The organism is Rathayibacter sp. AY1A3 (genome assembly GCF_002930975.1).
Classification (GTDB): domain Bacteria; phylum Actinomycetota; class Actinomycetes; order Actinomycetales; family Microbacteriaceae; genus Rathayibacter.
This window is the reverse complement of the sequence record NZ_PSTO01000038.1, coordinates 18,253-30,527: the sequence shown is the minus strand read 5'-3', so window position 1 is coordinate 30,527 and position 12,275 is coordinate 18,253. Positions and strand designations below refer to the sequence as shown.

Genomic DNA, 12,275 nt, shown 5'->3' with positions numbered 1-12,275 from the left:
GCGTGGACGCCACCTGCTCGTAGCAGCGGTCGACCGCGGCGACGAAGACGCCGAGCTTGCCCGGGAACAGGCGGAAGACGTAGGCGGGCTCCACGATCGGTAGGCCTGCCCTTGCCGCGTGCCGGACCGGATCGTGGGGTGCCCCTGATCGGGGCCGCTGTCTCTATCCGTCCGGCCGCCGCTCTTGACACACGAGCGAAGTAAGTGTTCGATCAGTCACATGCTTTCCCCCTCCACCCGCTCCACCGCCGAGGCGCAGCGCGAGCGGATCACCGCGGCGGCGCTCCACGTGTTCGCGCGCACCGGCTACGCCGCGACTCCGATCACCGAGGTCGCGGCCGAGGCCGGCGTCTCGCCCGCCTACGTCTTCCGCCTGTTCCCGGGCAAGCTCGGCGTCTTCGTCGCCGCGGTCGACCGCTGCTACGAGCAGGTGGCGTCCACGCTCGCGGCGGCGGGGGAGGCCTCGCCCTCCTCGGACCCGGCCGACCGGCTCGAGGCGATGACCGTCGCCTACATCGACCTGATCGCCGACCGTGACCTGATCATGCTGCAGTCACAGGCGCAGAGCGCGTGCGACGTCCCCGAGATCCGCGAGGCAGTGCGCCGCGGGATCTCCGCGGTCGTCCGGACGGTCACCGTCGTCTCCGGAGCCGACGGCCCGGCCGTGCAGCGCTTCATCGCCTACGGGCAGCTCTGCCACCTGATCGTGCAGACCGACCTCGGCGGCGTCGACTCCGAGTGGGCCCGCATCGTCTCCGACGGCATCCGGCACCGCGACTGAGTCCGCGGTCCTCCCGTCTGCTCCTCTTCTTCCTCCCCTCCTCCTCTTCGCCACCCTCTTCCTCATGCCCGCCGATGTGACTGTCCAGTCACTCACCACAACCTCCAGGAGCCCCTAATGTCCACCACCCTTCCCCGCACCACCACCCGCCTCGTCCTCCCCGGGATCGTCGAGCCGTCCGGACTGCTCCTCGAGCAGGCACCGGTCGAGCCTCCCGCGGCCGGCGAGCTGCTCGTCGCCGTCGAGGCCACCGGCATCTCGTTCGCCGAGCAGTCGATGCGCCGCGGCCGCTACTTCGCCCAGCCGCCGTTCCCCTTCACGCCCGGCTACGACCTCGTCGGCCGGGTCCTCGCGGTCGGCCCCGGCGGCGACGCGTCGCTCGAGGGCCGCCGGGTCGCCGCCCTCACCAAGACCGGCGGTTGGACGGGTCACGCCCGCGTCGCCGCCCGCGACTGCGTTCTCGTCCCCGACGGAGTCGCGTCCGAGGACGCCGAGGCCGTCGTGGTCAACGGAGTGACGGCGTGGCAGATGCTGCACCGCTCGGCCCGGGTCTCCCGCGGCGACACGATCCTCCTGTTCGGCGCGAACGGCGGAGTCGGCGGCCTCGTGCACCGCCTCGCCCGCCTCGAGGGGATCCGCGTGATCGGCGCCGCCTCGCCCCGCCACCACGAGGCCCTCCGAGCGGCCGGAGTGGAGCCCGTCGACTACGCCGATCCCAACCTCGCCGCCCGCGTGCGCGAGCTCGCTCCCGGCGGAGTGCAGGCCGTCTTCGACAACGTCGGCGGAGCGACGACCCGGCTGGCGTGGTCGCTGCTCGCGCCCGGCGGCACCCTCGTCGCGTACGCGATCGTCAGCGCGAGCACCGGGAGCATCTGGCCCCCGTTCCTCCGCCAGCTCGCGCGGATCCAGGCCTACCAGCTGGCCCCCAACGGCCGGCGCGCGGTCTTCTACGACCTCTGGGCGGGCCACTCGCTGCGCCCCGCGCGCTTCCGTGCGCGGCTCGAGGAGGACCTCGGCCGCGTGCTCGGACTCCTCGCCGACGGCTCGCTGACGGCCAACATCGCCGCCCGCTTCCCGCTCACGGGGATCGTCGAGGCGATGGAGCTCGCCGAGTCCCGGACGCTCGACGGCAAGGTGATCCTGCTGCCGTGAGCGGGGTGCGTCCGGGCGGAGGGTGATTCCGGCGCGGAGGCGCCCGGTCGGCGAGCAGGGGAGAATGGCGCGGTGGACACGGGACTGGTCGAGGTGCTGAAGGCGCTGGGCAATCCCACGCGACTGCAGATCATGGAGTGGCTCCGCTCTCCCGAGGCGTCGTTCAGCGAGTTCGAGCCGATCGCCGACCGCGCCGAGTTCGGGGTCTGCGTCACCCATCTCGCCGCGAAGAGCGGTCTCGCGCAGTCGACCATCTCGTCGTACATGGGATCCCTGGAGCGCGCGGGCCTCGTCCGCTCGACGCGCGTCGGGAAGTACACCCACTACCGGAGGAGCGACGCCGACGTCGACGGGCTCCTGAAGCGGCTCGGAGCCTCGATCTAGCGACATATCGCGAATGGTCGATATGATCGGCCGCATGACCGATGCTTCCGAGGCCGCTCCTGCTCGCCGTGCTCTGCTCGTCCACGCCCATCCCGAGGAGCGGTCCTTCTCCTCGGCGCAGGCGGACGCGGTCCTCGAGCAGCTGAGGGCCGACGGCATGGAGGTCCGCCGGCTCGACCTGTACGCCGAGGGCCGGGACCCGGTGCTGCACCGCGACCAGTTCGCGGCCGGCTCCGGCTACTTCAAGCCGCAGGCGCAGCAGATGACCGCGGTCCTCGAGAAGACGCTCGGGGAGCCCGTCACGAGCGATCTCGACGAGCTGCTGCAGGCGGATCTCCTGGTGCTCTCGTTCCCCCTGTGGTGGTTCTCGATGCCGGCGATCATGAAGGGCTGGATCGACCGGGTCTTCGTGATGGGCGCGACGTTCGGAGGCGAGCACGGCGTCTTCGCCGAGGGCGGCTTGCGCGGCAGGAGCGCGATGCTCCTGCTGACGACGGGAGGTGGCGAAGCGGCCTTCGCGCCCGGCGCCGCCGACGGCTACGGCGACCTGCAGTCGTTCCTCTTCCACATCCATCGCGGGATGCTCGAGTTCGTCGGCTACGACGTCCTGCCTCCGGTGGTCACCTACGGTCCCGCCCGCCTCGACGCGGCCGGACGCGAGGAGGCCCTGCGGCGCGCTCGAGCGCAGGCGTCCGCATCGACGGCCCGGCTGCGCTGCGCCTAGCATCCGCTGCTCGCCCGGCAGGAGTCAGCTGCCAGCTCGAAGCGCCGCCACGAGCTGATGCAGTTCGGACGCGTGGTCCCGCTTCCACTCGCGGAACGCCGGAGTCGTGCTCGAATCCTCGGAGACGGGGACGTACTCCACGACGGCCACGTCGAGGACGGTGGCGATCACGTCGTCGTCCGGCTCCGTCGACGTGCCGGCGACGGCGACCGTCGCGGTGTGATCGATGCCTGCTCCGGAGAGGGTGCTCCTCCACAGCTGGATCGGGCCGTCGGGAGTCCGGGTCGCGTCACCGGTCCTCGAGTGGACGACCTCGATGACGACTCCGCCCACCGTGCGCTGCATGTCCCGAGCGTACTCAGCGGATCCGCGCGCGGCCGAGCGTCTCGGGCGGCCGACCGCCGATGCCGCGCCGGGATCCTGATGGCCGTCCGGTCGCGACGCCTCCCCTGCGATCATTGCCCTCGCACTCGACGCTCTTCGGAAAGGCTGGTCATGGCAGAGAGCCGATCGTGGACGGGATGCGTGTTCATCGGCACGAGTCTCGACGGCTTCATCGCGCGACCGGGCGGAGACCTCGACTGGCTCACCGATCCCGCCCCGCGACCTCACACCGCGGAGGCGACGGCCCACCCCGCGCTCATCTGGGAGACGTTCTTCCCGACGATCGACACCCTCGTCATGGGGCGCTCCACCTACGAGACGGTCCTCGGCTTCGACGCCTGGCCGTTCGAGGGGAAGCGGGTCGTCGTGCTGAGCACCACGATCGAGGCGGACGGCAGAGTGGAGGTGGCTCACTCCGTCGAGGAGGCGGCGCTGCTGCTCGACGCCGGAGCGGCAGACCGCGTCTACATCGACGGAGGCCGCACCATCCAGGCGTTCCTGAGGGCGGGCCTCGTCGACGAGCTGACCGTCTCGATCGCTCCCGTGCTGATCGGACAGGGTCACCGCCTCTTCGGCGACCTCACCGGCGACGTGCTCCTCACTCTCCGAGGCCATCACAGCAGCGAGGGGGACGGGCTCCTCCGGGTCACCTACGACGTGCGACCCCGCTAGATCGACGGCGTCCGCCTCCCGGCCGCGCTCAGTCCCGCGACCGGCTCGCGTGCGCGCGGGCCTTCATCCGGTTGCCGCACGTCGCCATCGAGCACCACTTGGCGGTGCCGGGGCGGCTGCGGTCGAGGAGGAAGAGGTTGCACTCGTCGTTCGCGCAGGCGCGGAGCCGCCCGGGGAACCGGGTGTTCACAGCGGACCAGGCGAGGACCGACTCCACCGCGAGTCGAACCGGCTCGGGAGCGCTCAGCTCCCACACGACGCCCTCACCGGTGACGCGCGGGGTGCGCACGGCGTGCGCGACCAGGTCCGCGAGCTCCGCGACGGCCGCGGGCGCGCCCGAGCGCACGACGGCCTGGAGCGCGTCGCGGGCACGGCGCAGCTGCTCGAGCTCGTCCTCGGTGCCGACTCCGCCCCACTGCCGCGCGAGCTCGCGACCGGACGCGTCGCCGAGGTCGTCCGTCGGCCGTCCGTCCACCACGGGCGCGCTGTTCAGCACCGCCAGGAGCAGCTCCTCGTCCCGATCCATCGTTCCCCGTCCTCCCGCGCCGTGCGGCCCGTTCGATCCATGCTAGCGTCCGACTAACCAGTAAATCTACTTGAAGGGGTTAGCCATGGTCGTCGTCCATCACCGCACCGTGTCCGTCGACGGACTCGACGTCTTCTGGCGGGAGGCCGGGCCCGTCGACGCGCCCGTCCTCCTGCTGCTGCACGGGTACCCGAGCAGCTCGCACATGTTCCGCCACCTCCTCCCCGCCCTCGCCGGCCACTACCGCGTCATCGCCCCCGACCACATCGGCTTCGGACGCTCGTCCGCGCCCTCCATCGAGGACTTCGACTACACGTTCGCCGCCCTGACCGCGGTGACCGGCCGCTTCCTCGAGACCATCGGGGTGACCCGGTACACGATCTACGTCCAGGACTACGGCGCCCCCGTCGGCTGGCGCCTCGCCCTCGCTGATCCGTCCGCGGTCGTCGCCGTGATCTCGCAGAACGGCAACGCCTACGAGGAGGGCTTCGTGCCCGGCTTCTGGGACCCGATCTGGGCCGACGCCGCCGAGCGGACCGCCGGGACGCGCGACGCCCTCCGACCGGCCCTCGGCCGGGAGGCCGTCGAATGGCAGTACACCCACGGTGTCCCCGACTCCAGCGCCGTCGACCCGGACGCCTGGGAGCACGACCTCGCGCTCCTCGCCCGCCCCGGCCAGGACGACGTGCAGCTGGCGCTCTTCCGCGACTACGCCACCAACCGCGAGCTCTATCCCGCCGTGCACGCCTGGATCCGCGAGTCCGGAGTCCCCGTCCTCGCCGTCTGGGGCCGGAACGACGAGATCTTCGCCCCCGCCGGCGCGCAGGCCTTCCTCCGCGACGCGCCCCACGCGCGCATCGAGCTCGTCGACGGCGGACACTTCCTGCTCGAGTCCCACCTCGACCAGGTCGTCGGCGCGATCACGGACTGGCTGCGCCCGGCGTGATGCCCGAGGACGGGCGGGAGGGTCTCGTCGCCCGCCCGACCCTCCTCAGCGGACGGTGGTGGCGGCGGTGTCGGCGTTGCTGCGGATCGACGGATCCGGAGTCCTCACGGAGAAGGTGGTTGCGAGCGCTGTGCCCGTGCCTGCGCTCACGGCCGTGACGGTGATCTTCTCGGTGGATATCCGCCCGTTGCCGAGGCTGGAGCGCTGGAAGACCACGACGCTGCCGATGCGGGTGTACTTCCCCGTCGCGGAGACGAACCGCACCCCCGGCGGGAGGATCACCTTCGAGTAGACGGACGTCGACGTGGAGGGTCCGGCGTTCCTCGTGATGAGCGTGTACGTGAACGTCCTCCCCTTCACCGCGGTGGTCGGAGCGAAGACGTCGACGCGAAGGTCGGCCTTCGCGGTCGCGGACGCAGGGGACACGGTGAGAGTGCTCTGCGCGGTCGCGGTTCCGGCGGTGCTGGCGGCCTGCACGGTGAAGACGTAGGCGCCGGTCCTGGTCGGAGTGCCGGTGAGGCGCCCCGTCGGATCGAGGGTGAGACCCGGGGGCAGGGCGCCCGACAACACAGTCACGACGGGCGCCGGAGTTCCCGCGACCGCGTAGGTGAAGTCGTAGGCCGAGCCGACGACGCCGGCTGCGACGGTTCCGCTGATCGTCGGCGCGACGGGTGCAGGCGGGGCGGCCTCGACGGTGATCCGCCGGGAGGCGATGGTGGTCGTTCCGAAGGAGTTGGTCGCGGTGACGGTGAAGTCGGAGGTTCCGGGTTCTGCGGGCGTGCCCGTCACGAACCCCTCGGGAGTCAGGGTCAGCCCGGGCGGGAGCGTCCCGCTGGCGAGGGTGTGGTCCGCGAGGCGCGCATCCCCTCCGAAGGCGAAGGAGAACGGAGTGCCGACCGTCGCCGTGGGAGGCGCGGCAGCCGTGAGGACGGGACGGGTCCCGGTGGCGAGGGTGAAGCCGTAGCCGGCGTCGATCGAGGTGACCCCCTTCAGTCCTGCGGTAACCGTGGACTGGCCGGCACCGTCGTCGCCCCAGGCGGCGACGGTGCCGTCCTCGCGGAGCGCCACGCTGTGCCCGTACCCGGCGGCGACCGCGACGACACCGGTCAGCCCGGCGGGGACGTCGCTCTCTCCGTCCCTGTCGCTCCCCTCGGCGACGACGCTGCCGTCGGCGCGGACGGCGAGGTCGTGGGTCCGTCCCGCCGCGACCGCGACGATGTCGGAGTAGCCCGCGAAGATGTCGTCGGGGCCGTCGTAGCCCCAGCTCACGACGCTGCCGTCGCTCGTGACGGCGAGGGTGTGGAAGGACGCGGCGGAGATCGCCACGACGTCGTCCAGACCGGGAGGCGCCTCCAGCACTCGCCCCTGGTCGTATCCCCAGATCGCCACTGTCCCGTCGTCGCGGAGCGCGACGCTGTGGGTGCCGCTCGAGTCGATCGCGGTGACGCCGCTCAGCCCCGCCGGCGGCTCGGTGTACCGGTCCTCCGGGGGGAAGAGCGGTGCGACGGTGCCGTCCTCGAGAAGCGCCAGATCGGGGGAGACGGCCGCGACGCCGCGGAGGTCGTCCGCCGGGATGGGGCCGCCCTCGAGATTGTCACCCCAGACGGCCACTGTGCCGTCGCTCCTCGCCGCGACGCCGTAGTACTGGCCGGCCGCGATGGAGACGGCGTCGGTCAGATTCTCGGGGGCGCTCGCCCGACCGTCCTCGTCGTATCCCCAGCCCACGACGCGCCCGCCCGCGACGGGAGCGTCGGCCGCGTGAGCCGCGGCCGCGGTGCCGGTGAGCGGCCCGTCGAGGGCGGCGAGGCCGGTCCCGAGGAGGAGGGCGCCGGTGAGGAGCGCGAGCGGGCGGACAGTGCTTCGGAGGCGCATGGGGTCTTCCGGTCGGGTCGGCCGTCGTCGGCCGCCCTGCGACCGTGACAGCTGCGAGCGCCGTGGGCAACGCCCTCTTCCGGCCACGTCCGGAAGAGGGCGCCCGGGCGGACGTCCTTCGTCGGCCCCGCTCGGCTGATCCTGTTCACGACGGAGGAAGGATGAGGCTCCGGCGCCCGTTCCGCGCGGATCGCGGGGTCCTGGAGCAGATCCATCCTTCGTTGTGAACACCGTCTGGACGAGGTCCTGCGTCGGCGATGCTCCGAAGCCCGGCTTCGACCTCGTCAGGACCCGAACCCGGCTCCCGTCGGCTCCTCGGCGTTCCGGATGACGGTGAGCAGGAGGTCGTTCAGCTGCTGGGCGGCGGGGGCGCTCAGGCCGACGTCGCTGAGGTCGTTGGTCGCGAGCGCGACCGCGCGCGCCGCGGTGAGGACGCGCTCCCCGTCGGCGGTCGTACGGATGGGTGTGCGTCGGCCCTTCCCGCGGACTCCGACACGCTCGATCAGCCCTCGCCGCTCCATGCCGTCGAGGACCTCGGACATCGTCTGCGGGCGGACGAAGACCGCGCGGGCGATCTCGGCCGAGGTCAGCTGCGCTCCGCCGGTGAGGCAGGAGAGGACGCCGAACTGCACCAGGCTCACGTCGTGCTCCGCGAGCCCGGCGGTGATGCGCGCGCCGATGATCCGCGCGACCTTGACCGCGTTCCAGCCGAGGACGGCCTCGAGTCCCTCGTCGTCGTCCACGCCGACATCCCTCCCGGGTGATTCAAAGAAACAGGAACCTGCTTCACGAGGTAGCCTGCAGGGACCTGCTTCTGCAGTCCCCTCCCTGGAGTGTGCACCACACCCCGGACCACATCGATCCGACAGGACATCCCATGACCGGCACGCAGCTCCCCGACGACCGAGGCCGATGGGGCGCGGAGGACGAGCTCGGCACGCTCACCCTCATCGACGACGCCGCACGGCGACGTGCCGCGGAGGAGGTGAGGACCGGCCGCTGGGTCTCGCTCGCCCTCCCCGTGGCTCCCGCGTCGATGCTGGGCGGCCCCTTCGCGCCCGCCGCTCCGCCGTCGCCCCCGGTGCAGCAGGCGCTCCTCTACACCGGAACCCCTCCGATGGGCATGTCCGAGGTGCTGATCGTGACTCCGCACCACCCGGCGATGACCCACCTGGACGCGTTCGCGCACCTGCCCGTCGATGACGGAGTCGTCTACCCGGGCCGGCCTCTCGCCGAAGCCGTCACCGCCGGCGGAGTGATGCACGGATCCACCTCCTCGTTCGCCGAGGGCATCGTCACGCGCGGAGTCCTCCTCGACCTCGCGCCGCAGGGGAGGCTGCCGGCGGCGCACGCGATCGTCGCCGCCGACCTCGACGCGGCCGAGCGCCGGGGAGGCGTCCCCCTGCAGTCTGGCGACGCGCTCGTCGTCCGCAGCGGGTGGGGCTTCTCCTGGGACTCGGAGGAGCAGGCCCCCGGCATGACCGTCGACGCCGTGACCTGGATGCATGACCGGGGCGTGGCGCTCTACGCGGGGGACGTCGGCGACAGCTTCCCCCCTCACGATCCCGAGATGCCGATGCCGATGCACATGGTCGCGCTCGCACGGCTGGGCATGCCCCTCATCGACAGTGCGGACGTGGAGCAGCTCGCCGTGGTCTGCGCCGAGCTGTCCCGCTGGTCGTTCCTGCTCAGCGTGGCCCCACCGCGCCTGCTCGGGCTCACCGGCGTTCCGGTCAATCCGATCGCCGTCTTCTGAGGTGCGCCGCCGCCGCCCCGCGGATCGCCGCCGAGGACCCGCCGCTCGCCCCTCAGCGGCTGAGGAGGGCGACGAGGTCGGTCGCGATGCGGTGCTCGACGTCGGCCGGGACGGGCTGCACGACGGCGTCGAGGTCCGCGGTGACGACAGCGGCGAGGCTCCGGGCCTGCAGGGTCAGGCCGAGGTCCATCGCCTGGATCGGGTTGCCGCCGGCCGCGGTGAGGTTGATCATCCGGCCGTTCTCGAGGCGGACGATCTGCTTGCCGTTCTTCAGGCGGATGCCCTGCCGGCGCTGTCCGTCGGCGAACTCGGTGGTCGACTCCGTGGCGGCCGCGAGGGCCTCCTCGTCGATCTCCCACGGGAAGTGACCGACGCCGGCGATCACAGCGCCGTCGGCGAACGCGTCGATCTCCGCGGCGCCGATGACGCCGGGTGCGCCGGTGGCGGTGAAGACGAACTGCGCGTCCGAGAGGACGTCGGCGACGGGTCCGACACGGTGGCCGCGGAGGATCGCCTGCAGCGAGCGGATCGGGTCGACGTCGGCGACGGAGACCCGCGCTCCGAGCTGCGCGAGGGTGTCGGCGACCCCGCGCCCGCACGGGCCGTAGCCGATGACCGCGGCGCGCGTGCCGGGGATCATGAGGTTCGTGGCGTTCATGAAGCCCTGGACGACGCTCTGGCCGACCCCGTACTCGTTCTCGACGATCAGCTTGAGGGGCGAGTCGTTGATGACGACGACCGGTCGCGGCAGGGTCGCGCTGTTCTCCCGCAGGCGGATGCCGCCGGTGGTGGTCTCCTCGGTGCCGCCGAGGTAGTGGTCCGGGACGCCCGAATTGATCAGGCGCAGGGTGAGGTCGGCGCCGTTGTCGAGGGTGAGGTCGGGATCGTGCTCGAGCACCTTCTCGATGTTGCGGAGGTGCTCCGCCTCGCCGTCGCTCTGCTGCGTGTGCACGTGCACGCCGAGGGCGCGGAGGTCGTCGGCGACGTCGTCCTTCGTGGTTCCGGGCGAGCCCGTCAGAGCGATGTCCATCCCGGCCTCGACGAGGAGCGACACGAGGGCGGCGGTCTTGGGCTCGACGTGGAGGCAGATCGCCAGCTTCTTCCCGGAGAGCACCGGAGCGAGCTCCCGGACCGCCTGCGCGGTGAGAGGCATGTGGTCGAGAGCCCAGCGGCTCGCCGGGTGGGAGAGGGAGGAGGGCATGGCGGGTCCTGTCTGGAGTGGGTGCGTGGGCGTCGGGTGGGGGCGTCGTGTGGCCGGCGGCGCGGGAGTCGCGTCAGGGCGCTCGGCCCCCGGCGGGCTGCCGCCGCGCCCGGCGTCCCGCGTGCGCCGAGCGCGCTGCCCGGTACGGAAGGTCCTGAGGAGGCAGATCGCCGGGGACGGCCGCGAGAGGCAGCACTCGCCTGCTCTCTGCGAGATGGCGCCTGAGGTGCATCTCCTCACGCTGGGCCGAGGTCGGCACGGCGCGGATCGTCATCGGTGAGGACACCAGCCCAGTCTGTCGACCCGGACGAGCCCTCGCTCGGATGATCGTGCTCGGCGGCGGCACCTCGGGAGGGGCCGACCTGTCGTGCGGTGACGTCCCGCGCGGATCGACAGGCGCGCCGCGTCCGCTCACCCTCCGGTGCCTGGGCGAGGGCGTCGAAAAAGGGAGAGGACACGACGAGGATCGCGCGAAGCCGGAACCACGCGAAGGCTCGGTCGTGAGCGCGGCCCGACGGAACGCCACCGCTACCCTGACGCCATGCGCCGCAGTCTCGACGACCCTCTTCGGAACCGCGTCCGCACCGGCTCTCCGTCCGTCGCGTCCGCCTGATGGAGCGGCGACGGACGGACCGCTCGGAGCCGGTTCGCGAGTTCCGGCCCTCGAGGGCCCGGCAGAAGAACGAGTCGCGACGGCTGAGGCCCGTCGCCGTCCTCCCCGCGCTGGTCCTGCTGGCGGGGAGCGTCTGGGGAGTCGCGGTCGCCGACGACCGCGGTGCCGCGCTGGCCGTCTACCTCGGGCTGTTCGGCTTCGCCACCGCGGTGGCTCTGGTGGTCGTCGGAGTGCTGGCGCTTCGCAACCGGCGGTTCCTCGCCACCGCGTCCCTCCGGATCTCGGACCGGGCGATCGAGTGCACGGACGCTCGAGGCAGGGTCGTGACCTTCGACCGCGCCGACCCGTCGGCGAAGGCGCTGCTCGCGTGGGTGCCCGCCGGCCCCAACAGTGAGGGGATCAATCTCCCCCCGTCGCTCATCCTGTTCCTGTCGGACGAGAGCCGGTCGCTGCGGCTCCGAGGGGCGGACTGGGAGATCGAGGATCTGCGGGCCGTCGTCGCCGCCGTGACGACGCCGCTCGTGCCGGCGGCGCGTGGCGTGCACACCGGTAGCCGGAGCGTGTGGGCGCGCCTGACCGGAGCCGCTCGTCGGCAGGAGATCGAGGCGCCGCCCGCCGCGGAGAAGACGCTCAGCCCCTCCGAGATCAACGAGCTGATCCCCGGCACGATGAGCTTCCGCGAGACCCGTCCGCTGACGTTCGCCCTCCTGATCGGGTTCGGCTCGGCGGCTCTCGTGCTGGGCGTCGTCGTCGGGGTCGCCTTCGCGGTGGTGCCCGGGTAGCGGCGGAGGTCGGCGGCCGTACCGTGGACCGCTGGGCGGGAGACGCGCGCGACAGGCCCACGTGCCCGATCGGCGACCTCGCCGGGGTGATATTGCCCGCGCCCTAGGCTCCACGCATGACACTCACCGAGGACTCCGGTTGGATCTGGTTCGGACTCGCGATCGTCACCGCCGGTCTGGCCGAGCAGAAGGGCCGCTCGCGCTGGCGCTGGTTCGTGCTGGGGCTGCTGCTCGGGCCGATCGCGACGGCCCTCGTCGTGCTGTGGGCGCGTCCTGAGGGCGGAGTGGCGACGGATGTGCGCTGGAACTTCGCGATCGGCGCCGGCGTCGCCGCGGCGGCGCTCGTCCTCGTCGCCGTGACATCGGCCCTCTGGCTGCTGCTCATCCCGGCGGCGATCGCGGCGCTCGCCGCCGGGCTGCTCGCCTGGCTGAGCCGCCGCGTCCCCTACGAGCACCTGCCCCGCTGACGACCGCCGGCTGGT

The 12,275-nt window shown here is 72.3% G+C and carries 14 protein-coding genes; 9 read left to right on the top strand and 5 right to left on the bottom strand.

Going from position 1 to position 12,275, the window contains the following annotated elements:
• The first annotated feature begins 220 nt into the window (after window positions 1-220).
• The 4 genes from C5C10_RS14790 (at window position 221) to C5C10_RS14775 (ending at window position 3,041) form a co-directional block, all read left to right on the top strand.
• The gene (locus C5C10_RS14790; protein WP_104329637.1) at window positions 221-781 is read left to right on the top strand and encodes a TetR/AcrR family transcriptional regulator; all 561 of its coding nucleotides are present in this window, start codon (window positions 221-223) and stop codon (window positions 779-781) included.
• Window positions 782-898: 117 nt separating this feature from the next.
• Window positions 899-1,933, top strand: a complete 1,035-nt coding sequence (locus tag C5C10_RS14785) for a medium chain dehydrogenase/reductase family protein (RefSeq protein WP_104329636.1) — start codon at window positions 899-901, stop codon at window positions 1,931-1,933.
• Between the two features lie 72 nt (window positions 1,934-2,005).
• Window positions 2,006-2,317, top strand: a complete 312-nt coding sequence (locus C5C10_RS14780; protein WP_244230566.1) for a helix-turn-helix transcriptional regulator — start codon at window positions 2,006-2,008, stop codon at window positions 2,315-2,317.
• 34 nt (window positions 2,318-2,351) lie between these two features.
• Window positions 2,352-3,041 (top strand): NAD(P)H-dependent oxidoreductase, encoded by a 690-nt coding sequence (locus C5C10_RS14775; protein ID WP_104329640.1) that lies wholly within the window; start codon window positions 2,352-2,354, stop codon window positions 3,039-3,041.
• 24 nt (window positions 3,042-3,065) lie between these two features.
• Here the strand turns inward: C5C10_RS14775 and C5C10_RS14770 are convergent, their stop codons facing one another.
• The gene (locus C5C10_RS14770) at window positions 3,066-3,386 is read right to left on the bottom strand and encodes a hypothetical protein (RefSeq protein ID WP_104329635.1); all 321 of its coding nucleotides are present in this window, start codon (window positions 3,384-3,386) and stop codon (window positions 3,066-3,068) included.
• 150 nt (window positions 3,387-3,536) lie between these two features.
• On the opposite strand from C5C10_RS14770, the gene C5C10_RS14765 reads away from it, so the two are divergent.
• The gene (locus tag C5C10_RS14765) at window positions 3,537-4,097 is read left to right on the top strand and encodes a dihydrofolate reductase family protein (protein WP_104329634.1); all 561 of its coding nucleotides are present in this window, start codon (window positions 3,537-3,539) and stop codon (window positions 4,095-4,097) included.
• Between the two features lie 28 nt (window positions 4,098-4,125).
• Here the strand turns inward: C5C10_RS14765 and C5C10_RS14760 are convergent, their stop codons facing one another.
• Window positions 4,126-4,623, bottom strand: coding sequence for a CGNR zinc finger domain-containing protein (locus C5C10_RS14760; RefSeq protein ID WP_104329633.1), 498 nt, complete (start codon window positions 4,621-4,623; stop codon window positions 4,126-4,128).
• An 85-nt stretch (window positions 4,624-4,708) separates the two neighbouring features.
• Here C5C10_RS14760 and C5C10_RS14755 point away from each other — a divergent pair, with 85 nt between their 5' ends.
• Window positions 4,709-5,569, top strand: a complete 861-nt coding sequence (locus C5C10_RS14755; RefSeq protein ID WP_104329632.1) for an alpha/beta fold hydrolase — start codon at window positions 4,709-4,711, stop codon at window positions 5,567-5,569.
• A gap of 45 nt (window positions 5,570-5,614) precedes the next feature.
• On the opposite strand, the gene C5C10_RS14750 is transcribed toward C5C10_RS14755, so the two are convergent.
• Together C5C10_RS14750 and C5C10_RS14745 are read right to left on the bottom strand one after the other, a co-directional pair.
• A complete protein-coding gene (locus tag C5C10_RS14750; RefSeq protein ID WP_104329631.1) occupies window positions 5,615-7,441 on the bottom strand; it encodes a putative Ig domain-containing protein in 1,827 nt (608 codons plus the stop codon).
• Window positions 7,442-7,725: 284 nt separating this feature from the next.
• Window positions 7,726-8,184: a MarR family winged helix-turn-helix transcriptional regulator gene (locus tag C5C10_RS14745; RefSeq protein WP_104282929.1), complete on the bottom strand. Its 459-nt coding sequence runs from the start codon at window positions 8,182-8,184 to the stop codon at window positions 7,726-7,728.
• 134 nt (window positions 8,185-8,318) lie between these two features.
• Here C5C10_RS14745 and C5C10_RS14740 point away from each other — a divergent pair, with 134 nt between their 5' ends.
• Window positions 8,319-9,197, top strand: a complete 879-nt coding sequence (locus C5C10_RS14740) for a cyclase family protein (RefSeq protein WP_104282930.1) — start codon at window positions 8,319-8,321, stop codon at window positions 9,195-9,197.
• 52 nt (window positions 9,198-9,249) lie between these two features.
• Here the strand turns inward: C5C10_RS14740 and C5C10_RS14735 are convergent, their stop codons facing one another.
• Window positions 9,250-10,398: an adenosylhomocysteinase gene (locus tag C5C10_RS14735; RefSeq protein ID WP_104329630.1), complete on the bottom strand. Its 1,149-nt coding sequence runs from the start codon at window positions 10,396-10,398 to the stop codon at window positions 9,250-9,252.
• A 612-nt stretch (window positions 10,399-11,010) separates the two neighbouring features.
• Here C5C10_RS14735 and C5C10_RS14730 point away from each other — a divergent pair.
• Window positions 11,011-11,793: a hypothetical protein gene (locus C5C10_RS14730; RefSeq protein ID WP_104329629.1), complete on the top strand. Its 783-nt coding sequence runs from the start codon at window positions 11,011-11,013 to the stop codon at window positions 11,791-11,793.
• Window positions 11,794-11,909: 116 nt separating this feature from the next.
• On the top strand, window positions 11,910-12,260 hold the full coding sequence (locus C5C10_RS14725; RefSeq protein ID WP_104282933.1) for a hypothetical protein: 351 nt from the start codon (window positions 11,910-11,912) through the stop codon (window positions 12,258-12,260).
• Window positions 12,261-12,275: the final 15 nt, after the last annotated feature.